This is a genomic window from Streptomyces roseofulvus (assembly GCF_039534915.1).
GTDB lineage: Bacteria > Actinomycetota > Actinomycetes > Streptomycetales > Streptomycetaceae > Streptomyces > Streptomyces roseofulvus.
The window spans coordinates 2,926,284-2,945,798 of sequence record NZ_BAAAWE010000001.1; the positions used below are offsets into that span (position 1 = coordinate 2,926,284).

Annotated in this window: 13 protein-coding genes and 1 tRNA gene; 5 read left to right on the forward strand and 9 right to left on the reverse strand. The window is 74.9% G+C overall.

Features of this window, described 5'->3' with window-relative positions; genetic code table 11:
- Positions 1–77: 77 nt before the first annotated feature.
- Genes ABFY03_RS13475 through ABFY03_RS13485 form a run of 3 tightly spaced genes read left to right on the forward strand, consistent with a single transcriptional unit; the run spans position 78 to position 6,648 of the window.
- Complete coding sequence (locus tag ABFY03_RS13475) at positions 78–2,843, forward strand: FtsX-like permease family protein (protein WP_346169986.1); 2,766 nt, start codon at positions 78–80, stop codon at positions 2,841–2,843.
- Positions 2,843–5,704 (forward strand): FtsX-like permease family protein, encoded by a 2,862-nt coding sequence (locus ABFY03_RS13480; RefSeq protein WP_346169987.1) that lies wholly within the window; start codon positions 2,843–2,845, stop codon positions 5,702–5,704. Before ABFY03_RS13475 ends, ABFY03_RS13480 begins: the two co-directional genes overlap by 1 nt.
- Positions 5,701–6,648, forward strand: a complete 948-nt coding sequence (locus ABFY03_RS13485) for an ABC transporter ATP-binding protein (RefSeq protein ID WP_319008417.1) — start codon at positions 5,701–5,703, stop codon at positions 6,646–6,648. The genes ABFY03_RS13480 and ABFY03_RS13485 overlap by 4 nt, the downstream gene beginning before the upstream one ends.
- 22 nt (positions 6,649–6,670) lie before the next feature.
- Here the strand turns inward: ABFY03_RS13485 and ABFY03_RS13490 are convergent, their stop codons facing one another.
- The 7 genes from ABFY03_RS13490 to ABFY03_RS13520 all read right to left on the reverse strand — a co-directional run bounded on the left by ABFY03_RS13490 (position 6,671) and on the right by ABFY03_RS13520 (position 15,443).
- Positions 6,671–7,339 (reverse strand): DUF8010 domain-containing protein, encoded by a 669-nt coding sequence (locus ABFY03_RS13490; protein ID WP_319008418.1) that lies wholly within the window; start codon positions 7,337–7,339, stop codon positions 6,671–6,673.
- Positions 7,336–7,761 carry an acyl-CoA thioesterase gene (locus ABFY03_RS13495; RefSeq protein ID WP_319008419.1) on the reverse strand — a complete coding sequence of 142 codons (426 nt, stop codon included), beginning with the start codon at positions 7,759–7,761 and terminating at the stop codon, positions 7,336–7,338. The genes ABFY03_RS13490 and ABFY03_RS13495 overlap by 4 nt, the downstream gene beginning before the upstream one ends.
- A 7-nt stretch (positions 7,762–7,768) precedes the next feature.
- Entirely contained in the window at positions 7,769–9,433 is a 1,665-nt protein-coding gene (gene ettA, locus ABFY03_RS13500) for an energy-dependent translational throttle protein EttA (RefSeq protein ID WP_319008420.1), read from the reverse strand.
- A gap of 191 nt (positions 9,434–9,624) precedes the next feature.
- Positions 9,625–11,082: an LAETG motif-containing sortase-dependent surface protein gene (locus ABFY03_RS13505; RefSeq protein ID WP_319008421.1), complete on the reverse strand. Its 1,458-nt coding sequence runs from the start codon at positions 11,080–11,082 to the stop codon at positions 9,625–9,627.
- A 223-nt stretch (positions 11,083–11,305) separates the two neighbouring features.
- The gene (locus ABFY03_RS13510; protein ID WP_319008422.1) at positions 11,306–11,806 is read right to left on the reverse strand and encodes a single-stranded DNA-binding protein; all 501 of its coding nucleotides are present in this window, start codon (positions 11,804–11,806) and stop codon (positions 11,306–11,308) included.
- A 177-nt stretch (positions 11,807–11,983) separates the two neighbouring features.
- On the reverse strand, positions 11,984–13,825 hold the full coding sequence (locus ABFY03_RS13515; protein WP_346169988.1) for a YfjP family GTPase: 1,842 nt from the start codon (positions 13,823–13,825) through the stop codon (positions 11,984–11,986).
- A gap of 1 nt (position 13,826) precedes the next feature.
- A complete protein-coding gene (locus ABFY03_RS13520; protein WP_346169989.1) occupies positions 13,827–15,443 on the reverse strand; it encodes a dynamin family protein in 1,617 nt (538 codons plus the stop codon).
- Positions 15,444–15,742: 299 nt separating this feature from the next.
- Here ABFY03_RS13520 and ABFY03_RS13525 point away from each other — a divergent pair.
- Positions 15,743–15,815, forward strand: a tRNA-Arg gene (locus tag ABFY03_RS13525).
- Positions 15,816–15,855: 40 nt separating this feature from the next.
- On the opposite strand, the gene ABFY03_RS13530 is transcribed toward ABFY03_RS13525, so the two are convergent.
- Both ABFY03_RS13530 and ABFY03_RS13535 read right to left on the reverse strand, forming a co-directional pair.
- A complete protein-coding gene (locus ABFY03_RS13530; protein ID WP_386723578.1) occupies positions 15,856–17,175 on the reverse strand; it encodes an MFS transporter in 1,320 nt (439 codons plus the stop codon).
- Positions 17,172–18,575, reverse strand: coding sequence for an NAD(P)-binding domain-containing protein (locus ABFY03_RS13535; protein ID WP_346169991.1), 1,404 nt, complete (start codon positions 18,573–18,575; stop codon positions 17,172–17,174). The genes ABFY03_RS13530 and ABFY03_RS13535 overlap by 4 nt, the downstream gene beginning before the upstream one ends.
- A gap of 104 nt (positions 18,576–18,679) precedes the next feature.
- On the opposite strand from ABFY03_RS13535, the gene ABFY03_RS13540 reads away from it, so the two are divergent.
- Positions 18,680–19,513, forward strand: coding sequence for an NAD(P)-binding domain-containing protein (locus ABFY03_RS13540; protein WP_346169992.1), 834 nt, complete (start codon positions 18,680–18,682; stop codon positions 19,511–19,513).
- Positions 19,514–19,515: the final 2 nt, after the last annotated feature.

The window sequence follows — 19,515 nt, forward strand, 5'->3', positions numbered from 1 at the left end:
GCATTCCCAGAACGTTTTCGAGAGTTCGACAGGCGTTCGGCGGCATGCGGACGCGCGTGGAGCGGCCAGGGGGATGGGTGACGGGGTTCGTACTTCTGCGCGTCAGGGCACACCGGCTGCTGCTCGGCGCGGCACTGCTCGCCGTCGTCCTGACCACGACGGTCCTCGCCGCCCTCACCGGCTTCTCCGGCTCCATCGGGAACGCGGCGCTCCAGGCCGGCCTGCGTGAGCGCTCCGCGGGCGCCGCGACCCTGACCGTCTCCGGGCAGATACCGGCCGACCACCGGTCCGCCGCCGAGCAGGCCGTCCACGACGCCGCCCGGCGCGCCTTCGACGGACTGCCCGTCACCGTCCGGCGCCTGGAGAGCTCGGGGTCGTACGCGCTGCCGCGCTCGCTCCAGCCGCCCGCGGCCCGCGGGGGCGACCCCGACCTGACCCGCTTCGCGGCGCTCGACCGCTCCCGGCTCACCCTCGTCGACGGCGCCTGGCCGAAGGCCGGCCGCCCCGGCGACGTCCTGGAGGCCGCTCTGCCGCAGGAGGCGGCGAAACGGCTCAGGACCGGCACCGGCGCGGTCCTCGTACTCACCGACCGGCTCGCCGAGAAGACCCTCCGGGTCCGGATCACCGGCGTCTACGCGCCGGTCGACCTCACCGACCCCTACTGGGCGCTCGACCCGGCCGGCGGCCGCGGCGTGCAGACCGTCTCCTTCACCACGTACGGGCCGCTGCTCGCCGACCCCTCGGTGCTGGCCTCAGGCGCCGTCGTCGCCGGCGAGACCGCCTGGGTCGGCTCCGCCGACTTCTCCGGCCTCGACACCGGCGGGATCGCGCCGCTGCGCGAGGCGGCGGCCCGGGAGTCCCAGCGGCTCACCGCCGACACCACCACCTTCGGCACCACGGTCAACGCGGTCACCGGCCTGCCGACGCTCCTCGCGCAGACCGAACGCGCCCTCGCCGTCTCCCGCTCCACCCTCCTGATCGTCGCCGTCCAGCTGGTGATGCTCGCCGCCTACGCGCTGCTGCTCGTCGCCCGCCTGCTCAGCACCGAACGCTCCGGCGAGACCGCGCTGCTGCGCGCCCGCGGCGGCTCCCGGCGCCGGATCGCCGGCCTCGCCGCCGCCGAGGCGCTGCTCCTCGCGCTGCCCGCGGCCGTCGTCGCCCCGCTGCTCTCCGGCCCGCTGACCCGGCTCTTCGCCGAGCGGTCCGCGCTCTCCTCGCTCGGCGTCCGGCTCGACACCTCGCCGTCGGCGACGGTCTGGCTGGTCTCCGTCGCGGTCGCCCTCGCCTGCGCGGCGGCGGTCGTCGCCCCCGCGCTCGGCGCCCGGGACGGCGACGCCGTCTCGCTGCGCAAGGCCCGCGGCGGCACCCTCCCCTGGCCGGTGCGGGCGGGCGCGGACATCGCGCTGTTGCTCGTCGCGGGCATCGCGCTGTGGCAGCTCCAGCGGACGCCGGAGGCCGCCGCCGACGACGCCGGGATCGACCCGGTGCTCGTCGCCGCGCCCGCGCTGGCGCTGCTCGCCGGCACGGTCCTGACGCTCCGTCTGCTGCCGCCCGCCGCCCGGCTGGCCGAGCGGCGCGCCGCCGCCGGCCGGGGGCTGTCGGCCGCGCTGGCCGGATGGCAGTTCAGCCGCCGCCCGCTGCGCGGCGCCGGCCCCGTGCTGCTGCTGGTGCTGGCCGTGGCGATGGGCATGCTGGCGATCGGCCAGAGCAACTCCTGGGAGCGGTCGCAGCACGACCAGGCCGACTTCCGGGCCGGCGCGCCGGTGCGGGTGCTGGGCGTCGGCCCCGGCGACCCGGAGCGCGCCGCGCGGCTCGCCGCCGTCCCCGGCGTCCGGGAGGTCGCGCCGGCCCACCGGTCCACCATGGACCTGGCGGGCCACACCGCGACCGTACTGGCCGTCGCCACCGACCGGCTCGCCGACGGCATGCTGCTGCGCGAGGACCTGGCCGACGGCTCCGCCGCCCGGCTCCTCGCCCCGCTCACCTCGCCCGTCGAGCGCGGACGGGACCACCTGCTGCCGGCCGTCGCCTCCGAGGCGTTCATGGCCGCGGCCAAGGCGAAGCCCGGCGACCACCTGGAGCTGTCGCTCGACGGCCGGCGGCTCTACGTCGTCGTCGGCCGGGTCGTGGAGGACCTGCCGACGACCGGCTCCGGAGGCCGGACCACCGACGCGGCGGCCGCCACCCAGCTGCCGGAGGACGGCGGCGGCGTGCTCGTCGACCTGACGGCGGTCAACGGCTACCTCGCCACCACCGACCCGGACGCGCGGGTGGCACCCACCGAGTGGTGGCTGACCCCCGAACCCGGCCGGGCGGACGACGTCGCCAAGGCCCTGCGGGAACGCGCCGACGCGGAGCCCGGCGAGATCGTCGTCCGCGACGCGATCGCCGCCGAACTGCTCGGCGACCCGCTCGGCGCCGGCCCCCACACCGCCCTCATGGCCGCGGCCGCCGCGGCCGCCGCGCTCGCCGCCGTCGGCTTCGCGGTCGGCTCGGCCGGTTCCGTACGGGAACGGTCCGCCGAGTTCGCCATCCTGCGGGCGCTGGGCGCGCCGCGCCGCCGGCTCGCCCGGCTCCTCGCCGCCGAACAGGGCGTCCTGATCGCGGTGGGGCTGCTGGTGGGCCTCGCCCTCGGCGCCCTGCTCGCCCGCGTGGTCGTCCCGCTCGTGGTGCTCACGGGCCGGGCCACCCGGCCCGTGCCGCCCGTCCTGGTCGAACTGCCCCTCGGCGAGGTGGCCCTGCTCCTCGCCGGAGTCGCCGCCCTGCCGCTCGCGGTCGTCGCGGCCATCGCCCTGCGCCGCAACGACCCGGCGGTGTCCCTGCGCCACCAGGGAGACAACTGATGTCCGACGTCCCGCGCGAGGAGTCCCGCCCGATGCAGCCCGCAGGCGAGTCCGAGAAGGCCCAGGCCCGGGTGGCGGCCGCGCCCGAGCAGCCCCGTGCCCGGGCCGTCGCGCCCTGGGTGCGGACCCGGCTGCGGGCCGCGCCCGGCGCCGCCGCCGGCCTGGCGCTGCTGGTGTTCGTCACCGCGCTGCTCGCCGCCGCGCTGCCGCGGGTGACGGACGCGTACGAGACGAAGGGGCTGCGGCACGGCATCCGTACCGCCCCCGCCCACCAGTCCCAGCTGGAGATCACCTACCCGCTGAAGCACGGCGCCCGGGTGGCGCCCGCCGCCCTGCGCGAGGACCAGGAGACGCTGCGGGGGCTGCTGCCCGCACCGCTGCGCACCGACCGGGAGCAGACCGCGAACGGGATCCGGACCACGGTGCCGGTCCAGGGCCTCGACCCGTGGCTGCCGCGGCCCGACCACGAGCCGGTCCAGTTCCTGCTCTCCTCGCCCTCGGACCTCCCCGCCCACGCGGTCCTGCGGCAGGGCCGGATGGCCAAGGGCGACCCGCTCCGCCCGGAGGCCGTCGCGACGACGGCGATGGCCGAGACCCTCGGCCTCAAGCCCGGTTCCGTCGTGCACGTGCCCGGCGTCTTCGCCGAGCCGGTCGCCGTCACCGTGACCGGCATCGTGGAGCCCCGCGACCCGCGGCGGCCGTACTGGGTGGTGGAGCCGCTGCTGGCCACGCCGGTGCTCGCGACGACGGACGACCCGGTGAACCCGAAGCGCTACTGGCGGGCCGGCCTCCTCGTCGCCCCGGAGTCGGGCTCCGCCCTCGTCTCCACCACCGGCACCCCCGAGGTCTTCTGGCGCTTCCCCGCCCTCGCGGACCACCTCACCGCGCGGGACGCCGAACCGCTCGCCGCCGCCGTCGACTCCGCCCGCACCGGCCCCGCCTCGGCGAAGATCCGCGAGATCACCGGCGACACCGGCCTGCTCAGCACCGGCCTCGACGAGATCATGGCGGCCTACGCGGCGACCAAGGCCGCCATCTCCCCCGTCGTCGCCGTCGCCGTCTTCGGCATCGGCGCCGTCGCGGCCGTCGTCGTCGCCATGACCGGCGGTCTCTTCCTCAGCCGCCGGGACGGCGAACTCACCCTGCTCCGCGCCCGCGGCGCCTCCCTGCCCGGCATCGGCCTCCGGCTGTTCGGCGAGACCACCGCCGTCGCCGTCCCGGCGGCCGCGCTCGGCCTGGCGGCGGCGGTGGCCCTGGTGCGCGGCCCCGACACCCCCGGCGCCCCGTCCCTCACCGGCTCCGCGCCGCTCCTCCCCTCGGTCCTCGGCGCCGTCCTGGTGGCCCTGATCGCCGCCCTGGTGCTGCCCGTCCGGGCCGTGCTGCGGCACCGGGCGCCCCGGCTGCACGGCGCACGCGAGGACCTGGTGGACGCCAAGCCGTCCCGGCGCCGCACCGTCGCCGAACTGACCCTGCTGGTCCTCGCGGCGGGCGCGATCGGCTCGCTGCGGCTGCGCGGCACCGACGACGCCGGCGACCACCTGGTCAGCGCCGCCCCGGTGTTCATCGGCGTGATCGCCGCCCTCCTCCTGGTACGGATCCAGCCGCTGCCGCTGCGCTGGCTGGCCCGCCCGGCCCGCCGGATGCGCGGCGTCGTCGGACCGCTGGCCATCGCCCGCGCCGCCCGCTCCTCGGCGACCGGGGTGCTGCCGCTGCTCGCCCTCGTCCTCGCGCTGACCACGGCCGCCTTCGGCGGCTCCGTCCTCGCCGGGGTCGCCGACGCCCGCGACCGGGCCGCGCTGCTCGCCACCGGCTCCGACGCCCGGATCGAGGGCCGCACCGAGGGCATCCCGCTGCCGGCCGGGCTCACCGAGGCGGTGCGCTCCGCGAAGGGCGTCCGCGAGGCGCAGCCCGTACAGATCGAGTACGGGCTGTCGCTGCCGTCCCCGGTCTCCACCGACCGGCCGATGAGCGCCCCGCTCATCGCCGTCGACCCCGCCGCATACGCGCGGCTCGCGCGGCGGACCGGGAACGGAGCCTTCCCCGCGGAGCTGCTCGCCTCGACCGGGAAGGGCGGCCGGGAGGCCGTCGGCGACACCGAGCGGGTGCTGCCGGCACTCGCCTCCCCCGAGGTCGCCGCCCGGCTCGGCGACCAGCCGCAGCGGCTGAACGCCGCGGCCGGCGCCTTCCGGGTGAAGGTCGTCGCGGTACGGGACTCCACCCCGGCCGTCCGCGGCGAGGACTTCCTCGTGGTCAACGCCGCCGACATCACCAACCTGCGGCTGACCACCGTGCTGGTCGGCGGTGACGTCGACGGCGCCGCGTTGCGTGCGGCCGTCGCCTCGAAGTCCCCGGACTTCCAGGTGACGCTCAGCTCCGAGGCGCGCGGCTCCTACGTGGACTCGCCGCTCCAGTCCGGCGCCGAGGGGCTCTACACGGCGGCGATCGGGGCGGGCGCCGGCTACGCGGTGGTCGCCGTGCTGCTGTCGCTGACGCGGAGCGGGCCCGAGCGGGCCACGCTCCTCGCCCGGCTGCGGACGATGGGCCTGACCCGGCGGCAGGGGCGCCGGCTGCTCGGTCTGGAGGCGCTGCCGCCGGCCGTCTTCGCCGCGCTCGGCGGGGCGCTCGCCGGCTGGGCGACGGTGCCGCTGCTCGCGCCCGGCGTCGACCTGCACCGGCTGGCGCTGGCGACGGCGGCGGACGGCGTGGGGCCCGGTGGCGTCGCGCTGCGGGCCGACCCGTGGTCGCTGGTGGTGCCGGCGCTGGCCGTGATCCTCCTGACGGGGGCGGCGGCGGGCGTCCAGGCGTGGTGGACGGGGCGGAAGAGCTCGGTGAAGGAACTCAGGGCAGGAGACGCACGATGACGACGACCGCGAACGCGACGCTGGAGGAGCTGGAGCGGCGGGCGAACGCGCACCGCGACCGGCCCTCGTACGGCCACGACGCGCTGATCGCCTGCGACCGCCTGGTGCGGATCTTCACCACCGACGGGGTGGAGGTGCAGGCGCTCCAGGGCCTCGACCTGCTGGTCAAGCAGGGCGAGTTGATGGCCCTGGTCGGGGCCTCCGGCTCGGGCAAGTCGACCCTGATGAACATCCTGGCCGGCCTGGACGTGCCGACCGCCGGCGCGGCCCGGGTCGGCGGCTGCGACCTGCTCGCGATGACCGGCAAGGACCGGCTGCGCTACCGGCGCGAGGTGGTCGGCTTCGTCTGGCAGCAGACCGCCCGCAACCTCCTGCCCTACCTGACGGCGGCCCAGAACGTGGCGCTGCCCATGCAGTTGGCCGGCAGCAGGAAGAAGCGGGCCGAGCGGGCCGAGGAACTGCTCACGATGATGGACATCGCCCACTGCCGGGACCGGCGGCCGCACCAGCTCTCCGGCGGCCAGCAGCAGCGGGTCGCGATCGCCGTCGCCCTCGCCAACGACCCGAAGGTCCTCCTCGCCGACGAGCCGACCGGCGAGCTGGACTCGGCCACCGGTGAGCAGGTCTTCGCCTCCTTCCGCCGGGCCAACGAGGAGCTGGGCACGACGATCGTCATCGTCACCCACGACCAGGCCGTCGCCACCGAGGTGCGCCGCACGGTCGCGATCCGCGACGGCCGGACGTCCTCCGAGGTGCTGCGCCGCACCGAGGTCGACGAGGCGGGCCGGGAGTCGCTGGTGGCGCGGGAGTACGCGATGCTCGACCGCGCGGGCCGGCTCCAGCTGCCGGCGGACTACACCAAGGCGCTGAACATGGAGCACCGGGTGGCGCTGGAGCTGGAGCAGGACCACATCGGGGTGTGGCCGGACGACGCGGAGGGCTGAGGAAGCCGGGGCGGAGGCCGGCCTAGCCCTGGCCGGCCGGGGTGACCGTGAGCGCGGCGGGGGCCGTGCGCAGGGCGACGGAGCCGTACGGGGTGCGCAGCCGCAGCCAGGGTCCGGCGGCCATCAGGGCGACCGGCAGGTCCTGCGGGGGCAGGAAGCCCAGCGACTGGGCGGCGTGCACGGCCCGCAGCGGCAGGCCGGTGGCGCCGAGGGTGCGGGACCAGATCGCGCGGCCGATGCGGTCGCGCTCGGCGCGGGTGCGCCGCTCCTCGGGCAGTTCCTCGTCGCGGCGGCGGAACTCGGCGACGGCCGCGGCGACCGCCCCGCGCAGTTCGGCGGCGGCGGGCAGGCCCTCGACGGGCCGCCAGCCGGTCCGCGGCGGGAGGACGCCGGCCCACGGCGGGCCGGTGACGGCGGCGGGGACGACGGCCTTGCCGGCCGTCTCCTCGATGCCGTCGAGGAGTTCCCCGGCGGAGACGGTGATGTCGAGGTCGACGGCGTCCACCAGCCGGGCGGTGCGGATCGCGAGCACCTCGAAGGACGGCGGGCGTCCGAACACGGCGAGCGCGCCGCCCCCGGCCTGGAGGCGGACGGCGGCGGCGCGGTCGTAGTGCACGAGCCGGGTCAGGAAGGCGGCGAGGGCCGCCGCCTCCCTGGGGTCGGCGAAGTGCAGCGGGGCGAGCACCATCATGCGCGGGACGTCATCCCGTCGTCGACGTACTCCTGGAGGAAGCTGCGCTCCTCCTCGGAGATCCGGCGCGGGCGCTGCGCCTCCAGGTCGAACGGCACGACGACCGTGGACGCCCGGACGTAGGTCACGTCCGGGTCCTTGATCTCGTACGCGATCGTCAGCGAGGCCGCGCCGATCTTCGTGACCCACGACTCGATGGTCACCGGCTCGTGCCGGTGGACCAGCGGGCGCAGGTAGTCGATCTCGTGGCGGGCCACCACGGAGCCGCCGGAGAACGACGGGCTGCCGTCCCCGGGCGCCAGCCGGAACATGAAGTCGATCCGGGCCTCCTCCAGGTAGCGGAGGAAGACCACGTTGTTGACGTGCCCGAAGGCGTCCATGTCCGACCAGCGGAGGGGACAGCTGTAGATGTGCCTCGCCACGACGACCTCAGCCCCGGGTGAGCTTCTTGTGGGTGGCGCGGTGCGGACGGGTGGCGTCCGGGCCGAGCCGCTCGACCTTGTTCTTCTCGTACGACTCGAAGTTGCCCTCGAACCAGAACCACTTGGAGTCGCCCTCGTACGCCAGGATGTGCGTGGCCACTCGGTCGAGGAACCAGCGGTCGTGGGAGACGACCACGGCGCAGCCGGGGAAGTCGAGGAGCGCGTTCTCCAGCGAGGAGAGGGTCTCGACGTCGAGGTCGTTGGTGGGCTCGTCGAGGAGCAGCAGGTTGCCGCCCTGCTTGAGGGTGAGCGCCAGGTTGAGGCGGTTGCGCTCACCGCCGGAGAGCACGCCGGCCGGCTTCTGCTGGTCCGGGCCCTTGAAGCCGAACGCGGAGACGTAGGCGCGGGACGGCATCTCGACCTGGCCGACGTTGATGTAGTCCAGCTCGTCCGAGACGACGGCCCAGAGGGTCTTCTTCGGGTCGATGTTGGCGCGGCCCTGGTCGACGTAGGAGATCTTGACCGTCTCGCCGATCTTGATGTCGCCGGAGTCCGGCTTCTCCAGGCCCTGGATCATCTTGAACAGCGTGGTCTTGCCGGCGCCGTTCGGGCCGATGATGCCGACGATGCCGTTGCGGGGCAGGGTGAAGGAGAGGTCGTCGATGAGGACCTTCTCGCCGAACGCCTTCGAGAGGTTGTTGACCTCGACGACGACGGAGCCCAGGCGCGGGCCCGGCGGGATCTGGATCTCCTCGAAGTCCAGCTTCCGCATCTTCTCGGCCTCGGCCGCCATCTCCTCGTAGCGGGCGAGACGCGCCTTGGACTTGGCCTGACGCCCCTTGGCGTTGGACCGCACCCACTCGAGCTCTTCCTTGAGGCGCTTGGCGCGCTTCTCGTCCTTCTTACCCTCGACCTTGAGGCGCTCGGCCTTCTTCTGGAGGTAGGTCGAGTAGTTGCCCTCGTACGGGTGGGCGCGGCCGCGGTCGAGCTCCAGGATCCACTCGGCCACGTTGTCGAGGAAGTACCGGTCGTGGGTGATGGCCACGACGGTGCCCTTGTACTTGGCGAGGTGCTGCTCCAGCCAGTTCACCGACTCGGCGTCGAGGTGGTTGGTGGGCTCGTCGAGGAGCAGCAGGTCGGGGGCCTCCAGGAGGAGCTTGCAGAGCGCCACGCGGCGCTTCTCGCCACCGGAGAGGTTGTTGACCGGCCAGTCGCCGGGCGGGCAGCCCAGGGCGTCCATGGCCTGCTCCAGCTGGGCGTCCAGGTCCCACGCCTCGGCGTGGTCCAGGTCCTCCTGGAGCTTGCCCATCTCCTCCATGAGCGCGTCCGTGTAGTTCGTGGCCATCTCCTCGGCGATGGCGTTGAACCGGTCGAGCTTGCCCTTGATCTCCGCGACGCCGTCCTCGACGTTCTGGAGGACGGTCTTGGACTCGTCGAGCTTCGGCTCCTGCATGAGGATGCCGACCGAGTAGCCGGGGGTCAGGAAGGCGTCGCCGTTGGACGGCTGCTCCAGACCGGCCATGATCTTCAGAACGGTGGACTTACCGGCACCGTTCGGGCCGACCACACCGATCTTCGCACCGGGCAGGAAGCTCAGCGTCACGTCATCGAGGATGACCTTGTCGCCGTGCGCCTTGCGCGTCTTGCGCATCGTGTAGATGTACTCAGCCAAAGGAAACCGTCCGGCAAGGAGTGAGTGGGCAGATACACCCATCTTGCCGCACCACCGCCCTCAGGCGGAAACCAGTAGTCCCCGGCGGCGCTCTTCGGGCCCGGGGAAGCGCGACGGCCCCGGACGCGGGTCGCGTCCGGGGCCGTCCGTCACGGGGTGGGAGCACCCCGTGACGTCACGCTTTCACCTGCTTACTGACCGGCGGCCTTCTTCTTGCGGAGGAAGAACACCGCGCCGCCGCCGACCAGGACGAGCGCGACGGCGATGCCGGCGATCATCGGGGTGGCGTTGGAGCTGCCGGTCTCGGCCAGGTCACCGCCGGTGGTGCCGGTCGTGCCGGTGGTGCCGGTGGAGGCGTCCGTGGTGGTGCTGGGCGCCGGGGTGGACGGGCTCGCCGAGGGGGTCTCGGACGGGGTGCCGGCCGACGGGGTGCCGGAGGGGGTCTCCGACGGGGTGCCGGTGGACGGCTCCGGGCTCGGGGCGGTCTTGCAGTCGAGGACGCCCTCGAAGGTCTCCGAGAAGCCGTTCGGGCCGGTGATGGTGAAGTTGTACGCCTCGTCCTCGCCGATCGGGAGGGCGATCGTCTTGGTCTCGCCCGCGCCGACCGTGTACGAGGTGCCCTTCAGGTCGAAGGTCCAGGGCTCGTCGCCGCTGTTGGAGGCGACGATCTCCAGGCCGCCCTCGGCGCAGTCCTTGGCGACCGTGACGGCCGGGACGGGACCGGTCTTCGCCCAGGTCGCACCGGCCTTGGCGGTGACGGTGGAGGCGCTGGAGCCGGCCAGGATCAGGGTCTGGGACGGGCCGTCGATGGAGACGAAGGCGCGGCCCAGGGGGACCTCGGTGGTGAGGGAGGCGGTCAGCTCGGCGGCGCCGTCGGCGGTGCCGGCGGGGACGTCGAAGAAGAGCTTGCTGCCGTCGCCGGCGGTGGTGACCGGCTTGCCGGCCTCGTCCACGACCTTGACGCCCTCGGGGGCGCCCGGGCTGAGGGCGACCGAGGTGCCCTCCTTCTTGTTGCTGGTGACGGTGATCGGGCCGAGCTTCTCACCGGGCTTGCCGTTCACCGAGGCGGGCGCCAGGGAGAGGGACGCGGTCGGCTCGTCGAGCTGGACCGCCTCCTTCAGGAGGTACTCGGTCAGCTTCTTGGCGTCCTCGTCGAGCGGGGTCGCCTTGACGCCGTCGGAGAGGGTCCAGATCGCGGCCTGCGTACCGGCGGCGGCGTCACCCTTGGTGAGCGTGGCGCCGATCTTCGCGTTCAGGTCCTCGAGCTTCTGCTCCGGGTAGCCGTGGGTCAGGATCCAGAGGATCTTGCCGGCGTCCGGGTTGTTGTGGAGCGAGGACTCGTCCCAGCCGACTTCCTTGTAGTCGTACTCGGTCTTCGCGAGGGTGTAGAGGTCGATGCAGTAGGTGAAGAGGTTTCCGCCACCCTCGACCTGCATCGTGAAGAGGCCACCGGTCTCGGTGAACTCGTCGCCGTCCTTCTCGGTGATCCTGATCTTGCCGACCTCGTCGGTCAGACCGCCGAGCTTCGCCGTGGCACCCCCGTCGGCGAAGGCCGTACCGGCGGTGGCTATCGAGGCGGACGCGACGAGACCGGCGACCAGCGTCGCTGCGGCGAGGCGTGCGGCGCCAGGCCGACGAACTGAAAACATGGATTTCCCCTCCGGGCGAGCGGCTCCGCGAACGTGGTCGATTCGCGTGGGGGGAGCGCTCGCCAGCGCACTCACTGACTCGATGGGCTCACGTGCCTCATGAGTATTCGGAATCCTAGGGAGGCGGAAGACCCCGGTCCCCGGTCATACGACGAGATAACCATTCCGTCTCGGAATCGTTATATCGCTGGCGAGTTGGTCGACAAATCCCCACGACACAAGGTCAGGGGGCGGTTACCAACCGGTGCGTGGCGGCCGTCCAGGGGTCTTTTCCGTCGGCCGGAACGAGTCCCGGCGGCGCCTCACGATCCGTCAAGTCGCCCTCGCCGACGCCCGGAGGAGCCTGCGCCCCGGACCCCGGTTCGGTCCGCACGGTCCGCCGGAAGGCCGAGGTGCCCCGGGTCAGGTCGTGGCCGACGGCGACGGCGTCGATGTCGACGAAGGTCTTGCGCTGTCCGTCCCGCTCGTCCTCACGGACCTTCAGCCGGCCGTGCACCACCAGCGGTTCGCCCACCGAGACCGAGGCGGCCAGGTTGGCCCCGAGCGCGCGCCAGGCCGAGACCGTGTAGAAGCTGGTGGCGCCGTCGGTCCAGGCCGCCCGCTCGCGGTCCCACCTCCGGGCCGTCACCGCGAACCGGAAGCGGGCCACCGAGCCCGCCACCGTGTCCCGGTACTCCACCGCCGTCGCCACGTTCCCCACCAGCGTCACCGTCGTGTCGTTCATCTCCGAGCCCCTCCCGGTCGCATCCTGCTGCCACCATGCTGGCGACCACGCGGAAAGCCCGCCGGCGTCTGTGGACGACCGACGGGCTGTGGACAACTCGGACACTCCTGCGGGGGCTTGACGGCCCCGGTGGGAGTCACCGGCCGACGGGCCGGCGGGCCTGCCGGAGCCGGGGCCCTACCGGAGCCGCGCGCCGGCCCGGGTGGCGCCCAGCCGGGGTCCGGTTCCGCGGCCGCCCGCGCCGACGATCCGCGGCGAGGGCCGGGGCCCGGCCACCCTCGCGTACTGCTCGCGCACCTCCCGGTACCGCAGCAGCTCGGCCGAGACGGGGTCGAGGACGCGGGCCCGGCCACAGGCGGCCGCCGCTTCCGCCAGCTTGCGTTCGGCCTCCTGCCCGTACCGCCGCGCCGGTCCCTTCACGGCGCTCTCGCAGGCCCATTCGACCAGCGGACCACCGACGATCCCGCCCAGCATGATCAGGACCGGGGGCAGCAGCCCCGGCTCCACCACGCCCACGATCTGGCCGACCAGCCAGAGCGCGCCGAAGAGCTGGAGGAGCGTCATCAGGGCCTGGACGAGGACCGCGGCCGGCCACCAGGCGGGGCGCGGCGGCCGGGCGGCCGGGTCGCCGAGGGTGACCGTCAGCTCGTCCAGCGCCTCGGGCAGCCCCTCCGCGCCGCGCGTCGCCGCCTCCCGCACGGCCAGGGCCCAGGGCGCGGGCAGCCCCCGGGACGCCTCGTCGGCCACGATCCGCACCGCCTGCTCGACGCGCTGCCGGGCGGTCAGCTCGTCCTCGGCGGGCACCGCGAGCCGCGGATCGGTGGAGCCGTGCCAGCGCTTCCGCTCGTACCAGCGGTGCAGCCGCAGCCAGGGCGAGCCGCAGGCGCGGATCGCGCCCCGCCGCCAGACCCGCTCGGCGGCCTCGCCGGCCGCCTGGGCGCCGACCGCGACGGCGAGCCGGCCCGCGAACTCCTCGCGGCTCCGCTCCCCCAGACCCGACCGCCCGTCGGCGACGTACGAGGGCCGCAGCCTGGCCGCGGCGGCGTCGATGTCGGCGGCGATGCGGCGCTCGGGCGCGGTGCGTTCCTGGACGAACCGGGCGAGGAGTTCGCGCAGTTCGGGTACGCCCTCGCCGGTGAGGGCGGAGACGGGCAGCACGGTGGCGCCGGGCTCGCCGTGCTCGCCGAGGGCCATGCCGTCCTCGTCGAGGAGCCGGCGCAGATCGTCGAGGACGAGCTCGGTGGCCTCGGCGCCGAGCCGGTCCACCTGGTTGAGCACCACGAAGGTCACCTCGGCGTGCCCGGCGAGCGGCCGCAGGTACCGCTCGTGGAGGGCGGCGTCGGCGTACTTCTCCGGATCGACCACCCAGATCACCGCGTCGACCAGGCCGAGCGCCCGGTCCACCTGGTCGCGGTGGGCGGTGAGGGCCGAGTCGTGGTCGGGCAGGTCGATGAGGACGAGCGGCGCGAGGTCGGCGTCGGCGGCGCCGCCCGCGAGGGGCCGCCGCCGCAGCCGCCCGGGCACCCCGAGCCGGTCGAGGAGCCCCGCTGCCCCCTCCGACCAGGTGAGGGCGAGCGGCGCGGAGGTGGTCGGCCGGCGCAGCCCGGTCTCGGAGACGGCGACGCCGGCGAGCGCGTTGAAGAGGGTGGACTTGCCGCTGCCGGTGGCGCCGGCGAGGGCGACGACGGTGTGCCGTGAGGAGAGCCGCTGCCGGGCGGCGGCCTCGTCGAGCACCCGGCCGGCCTCGGCGAGGGCGTCGGTCTCGACCCGGGTGCGGGAGAGTCCGACGAGCTCGTGGAGGGCGTCGAGCCGGGTCCGCAGCCCGCCGCCGTAGGTCCCGCCGAAGCCCCCGGCGTCCTCGGACCCCTCCCCGGCGCCGGTCCCTTCGGCGGGCGGCTCCTCGGGGGCGGCCCGCTCGGCGGCCCGCCGGGCGATCAGCCCGTCGTCCCACCGCCGTTCCCCGTCCTTCCCCTTCTCCTTCTCCTGCTTCTTCTCCGTCCTGACCGGCTTCTCGGCCACGTCACTTCTCCTTCTGCAGTACGGAGAGCGCGGCGATCAGCTCCGCCTGCGGCTCGGGGGTGACGTCGAGGGCGTCGAGGGGTGCCAGGCGGCGGTCGCGCTCGGCGTGCAGGACGCGGTCGACGTGGGTGAGGACCAGGTCGCCGCCCTTGTCGCGCAGGCGCAGGGCGGCCTGGGCGCCGAGGAGTTCGGCGAGCCGCTCGCCGGCCGGGCGGGCGCGCCGGCCGCCGAGGAGGGAGGCGGCGAGCAGGGCGGCGACGGTCTCGGCGTCGGGCACGGCGACGCGGGCGGCCCCGCGTCCGGCGGGCTTCTCCACGGACCGCACCTCGTCCTCGGCCAGCTCCTCCAGGACCCGCCGCCAGCGGCGCACCTCCAGGCCGATCCGCTCGGCGACCTCCCGGTCTCCGTCGGTGACGGCCCGGAGGGCGGCGGCGGCGGGCTCGCGGCGGTGGACGTCCCGGATCGCCTCCTCGGCGGCGGAGACGGCGCAGTGGAGGAGGGCGGCGAGCGACTCGGTGAGGGCGTCGAGGAGTTCGTCGGCGGTGCTGTCGCGCGGATAGGCGCGCCAGCGGGCCCGGGCGTCCCCGGCGAGCACGGCCCCCTTCCCGAGCTCCTTCCGCACCCGCGCCGCCTGCCGGCCGTAGGCGGCCTCGACGGCGCCGCCGAGGCGTACGGCGGCGGCGTACTGCGCGGCGACGGCGCCGGCGAGCTCGGGGAGCCGGGTGTCGAGGGAGTCGATCACCCCGGAGGCGGTACGGGAGACGGCCTGCTGGCGCGCGGCGGGGTCCTCGGCCCGGTGCGCGAGCCACCCCCGCAGCGCGGCGACGGCGCTCTCCGGCAGCAGCCCGCTGCCGCCGCCGGTCGACTCGGGCAGCTCGGGGATGGTGAACCGCGGCACGTCGCCGAGCCCCGCCTTGTCGAGCAGCGCCTCGAACTGCCGGGAGACCTCGCCGATCACCTGGTGGGGCACCCGGTCGAGGACGGTGACGAGGGTGGCGTCGTACTCCTTGGCGGTACGGAGCAGGTGCCAGGGCACGGCGTCGGCGTACCGGGACGCGGTGGTGACCATCACCCAGATGTCGGCGGCGCAGATCAACTCGGCGGCGAGCAGCCGGTTCTCGACGACGAGGGAGTCGATGTCGGGGGCGTCGAGGAGGGCCAGCCCGCGCGGCAGGGTGGCCGCGGTCTCGACGCGCAGCGCGTTGTCCTCGGCGTCGCCCGGCTCCGCGGGGTGCTCCTCGTCGGCCTGCGGCAGCCAGACCCGGGTGAGCTGGGGCAGCACCCGCAGTCCGGCGAACCAGTGCTGGTCCTCGGGGTGGCAGACGAGCACCGGCGTCCGGGTGGTCGGCCGCAGCACCCCGGCCTCGCTGACCCGGCGCCCGACGAGCGAGTTCACGAGCGTGGACTTCCCGGCCCCGGTCGATCCTCCGACGACGGCGAGCAGCGGCGCGTCCGGGTCCTTCAGCCGGGGCACCAGGTAGTCGTCGAGCTGCGCGAGCAGCTCGGCCCGGGTCTGCCGGGCGCGCGGCACGTCCGGAAGCGGGAGGGGAAGACGCACGGCCGCGACTCGGTCGCGCAGGGCCGAGAGTGCGTCGATCAGCTGAGGCCGTTCGTCCAAGGTCACCACATGCGAAGAATGCCCAATTTATGAGCGTTTTTGAAGCGTATGGCGGCCCTGCGCGCCGAAGAAGGGGAGGCCGGCCGGAAGCCCGGGCATAACGAGTGCACAACACCCGCCCCGAGCGGCGTGAAAAGCGCTGCGCGAATCGCACCTGCCTGCGATTATCGGTTCGCTTCACCGAACCTCCACATCGTGCCACGCAGGTGAAGCACCGGGCCCGAGCCGCCAGGACCCCTATCCTTGTCCCGGCAGCCCCACCCCACCCACCAGGGCCACCAGGCCCGAGGCCACCACCGGCCCCCGTAGCTCAGCGGATAGAGCAGGTGCCTTCTAAGCACTTGGCCGCAGGTTCGAGTCCTGCCGGGGGCGCAAGACAGGGACCCTCCTTCGGGAGGGTCCTTTTTGCTGGTCAGGGTTGGTCTTCTGCCGACGGACGATCGCTTGTGCGGAGGCCGCGGTCTGTCCGCGCCTCCTTATGAAGTGGCAGTCCCTGAACGGCGGTCGACGGCTCGTCCCTCCGGACCGACGCGCCGGTGGCGATGACGGCGGCAGCACCGGCCATGGCGGCCAGGGTGAGGAACAACGCGGGGTGGCCGCCGAGGGAGGGTGCGAGGACGGCCGCCGCGAAGGGGGCCAGGGCGGAGGCGGTCATCGCGGGGGCGCCGAGGAGGCCGGAGAGGCGACCGTAGTGGCGGGTGCCCCAGCGGTCGGTGACGGCGGTGGCCTGGAGGAGGGTGAGGTTGCCCCGGACCATGCCGGCGGCGACGGAGAGGGCGACCAGGAGTCCGTACGGGCCCGGGGTGAGGGCGAGGGCCGCGGTGGTCAGGCTGCCGAGGGCGATGAGGGTGGCCGTGCGGGTGGTGGCGCCGGCGCGGCGGGCCAACGGGGCGTAGAGGGTGCGGCCCAGGGTCTGGCCGGCGCCGCCGAGGCCGAGGACCCAGGCGGCCTGGGCCGTGGTGTAGCCGCGTTCCACGAGGAGGGGGACGAGGGTCACGACGACGGCGTACATCGCGAACGCCGACAGGGTGAGGGCGAGTCCGAGGAGGAGGAACGGACGGCTGCGGATGATCGCCCGGGGCGTGGCGGTGACCGTCTCCGGCGCGGGCGTGGCCGCCGGCCACGGCGCGCGCAGGGCGAGGGCGTGGGCGGGAATCGTGACGACCGCCAGGATCGCGGCGAGGACGAGGTAGGTGGACCGCCAGGTCAGGTGATCCGCGAGAACGGCCGCGAGCGGGGCGAAGACGGTGGAGGCGAGGCCACCCGCGAGCGTGACGATGACGAGCGCGCGGACGTGGTCGGGGGCCCACCAGCGGGTGAGGGCCGCGAAGGCGGGCTGGTAGAAGGTGGCGGACATGGAGAGTCCGGCCAGGATCCAGCCGGCGAAGAACACCGCCGGGTTCGGGGCGAGGGCGATGACGACCAAGCCCAGCACGCCGGTCGCCGATCCCGCCGTCATGATCGTGCGGGGGCCGTGCCGGTCGATGACCCGGCCGACGCCGATGCCCGCGACGCCGGAGACGACGAGGGCGAGTGAGAACGCGGCCATGGTCGTCGCCGCGGACCAGCGGGTGGCGGCGGTGATCTGCGGGTTCAGGACCGGGAAGGCGTAGTAGACGATGCCCCAGCCGGTGATCTGCGTGAGGCAGAGCGCGGGCAGGACGGCGCGCGGCCGCGACCGCTCCTTCGAGTCGGTCGCGGCCCCGTGCGGCGGGGTGTCGAGGCTGGTCACGAGCCGCAGCATCCCCCCGCGGGCTGCTCGGTGGCGAGGGGGAGAGCGGCGGGGCCGCCGAGCTGTACGAGGTGCGGCGCCGGCGGCGGGGCGCAGCAGCCGGCGGCGGCGTCGGACTGGGGGGCGGGGGTGTCGTAGAGGCCGGAGCCGCCGCAGACGCCGGTCTCGGGGAGGGTGAGTTCGACGCGGTCGGCGGAGTCGTGGTCGCCGGCGAGGGCGGCGGCGACGGAGCGGACCTGCTCGTAGCCGGTGAGGGCGAGGAAGGTCGGGGCGCGGCCGTAGGACTTCATGCCGACGAGGTACACGCCCTGTTCGGGGTGGGCGAGTTCGCGGTGGCCGTGGGGGTAGACGGTGCCGCAGGAGTGCTGGTTGGGGTCGATGAGCGGGGCGAGGGCGGTGGGGGCCTGGAGGCGGTCGTCGAGGCCGAGGCGGAGTTCGTCGAGGAAGGACAGGTCGGGGCGGAGGCCGGTGAGGACGACGACCTCGTCGACGGGGTCGAGGCGGCGGCCGTCCTCCGCCACGAGGACGAGACGTCCGTCGCCGTCGCGCTCGATCGCCTGCGTGCGGAAGCCGGTGACGGCGTCGGCGTGGCCCTCGTCCACGGCGGCCTTGGCGGCGAGGCCGAGGGCGCCGCGGGCGGGGAGCTGGTCGGCGCTGCCGCCGCCGAAGGTGGCGCCGGACAGACCGCGGCGGAGGATCCAGAGCGCCTTCGTCCCGTCCTCCTCGTCGCGGGCGAGTGCGGCGAGGGAGGCGAGTGCGGTGAAGGCGGAGGCGCCGGAGCCGATGACGGCGGTGCGCCTGCCCACGTACCGGGTGCGGACGGCGGGGTCGGCGAGGTCGGGCACGCGGTACGAGATGCGGTCGGCGGCGGCGCGTTCGCCGAGGGCCGGGAGGCCGTCGGCGCCGGCGGGGCTGGGGAGGGTCCAGGTGCCGGAGGCGTCGAGGACGGCGCGGGCGGTGATCCGCTCCTCGCGCCCGTCGGCGTACGTGACGTGGACGGCGAACGGCTGGGCGTCGCGGTCGGCGTCGACGATCCGGTCCCGGCCTGCGCGGGAGACGCCGGTGACGCGGGCGCCGGTGCGGACGCGGTCGCCGAGGACGTCGGCGAGCGGCTGGAGGTAGCGGTCGGCCCAGTCGCCGCCGGTGGGATACGCGGCCTGGTCCGGCTTCACCCAGCCGGTGGGGGCCAGCAGCTTCTCCGCCGCCGGGTCGGTGACCTCGCTCCAGGGCGAGAAGAGCCGGACGTGCGCCCACTCGCGCACCGCCGCGCCCGCCCGCGCGCCGGCCTCCAGGACCAGGGGTTCCAGGCCGCGGTCGACGAGGTGGGCGGCGGCGGCCAGGCCCACGGGGCCGGCCCCGATGACCACGACGGGCAGATGCTCGGTGGCGGTGGCGTTCATGACGAGTCCCCTTGTGTTTCGACGTCCGTCGATCTCTTGCGCCCTCAGGATGCATCGGATATCGATGGGCGTCAACATAGACATACATCAAATTGGGTGTGCTCATGGAGCACGTCGACGTCGCCGTCATCGGAGCCGGGCGGTCTCACCCCGTTCTCGCCCGCCCGGTGCAGCTCGCTTCCGGGGTCGCCCTTCGGAGGCGACGAGGCGACCCGGACCGCTACCCGCCCCGGGACGAAGGAGTGGCCTACCTGACGCGCTACGCCGAGCGCCCGGGCGCCGACCTCCGCACCGGTCACCGCGTCACCGCGGTCCGCCCGGCCGGGGAGGGGTCCGCGCTCGACCTCGACAGCGGACGGACACCGGGCGCCGGCGCGGTGGTCGCCGCCACCGGCGGCTTCGGCCGCCCGAAGCGGCCCGCGCCGCCCGGGCTCGACACCTTCACCGGCGCGGCGCTGCACGTCTCGGAGCACCGCGCCCCGGCCCCGTTCGCGGGGCAGCGCGTCGTGGTGGTGGGCGCGGAGAAATCGGCGGTACGGGTGGCGGTCGAGCTCGCGGAGGTGGCGCGGGTAGGCCAGGCGAGCCGGGCTCCGGTGCGCTGGTTCCCGCAGCGGCCGCTCGGAGGGGACCTGCCCTTCCGGCTCGCGGCCACCGGCTTGGACACGGCGCCGCTCGGCGCTACCCACGGCATCCGGCGACGGTGGCGGTCGTCGACGGCGGCCGCTACCGCGCAGCCCCCGCCGCCGGCCGGCCGGACCGGCGCCCCTTGTTCACCCGCGTCGACGGACCCGTCGTCACGTCGACGCGTGGCAGCGCGGCCTGTCGTCCGCGTCTCCCCGTGGAGTCGGCCGCGACGCCCGGCGTGCCGCCGTCCGTCCGGCGCGCGAGCTGCGCCCTTCCCGACCCCGCGACCTTTGCTTCGACGTATGTCAACATAGAC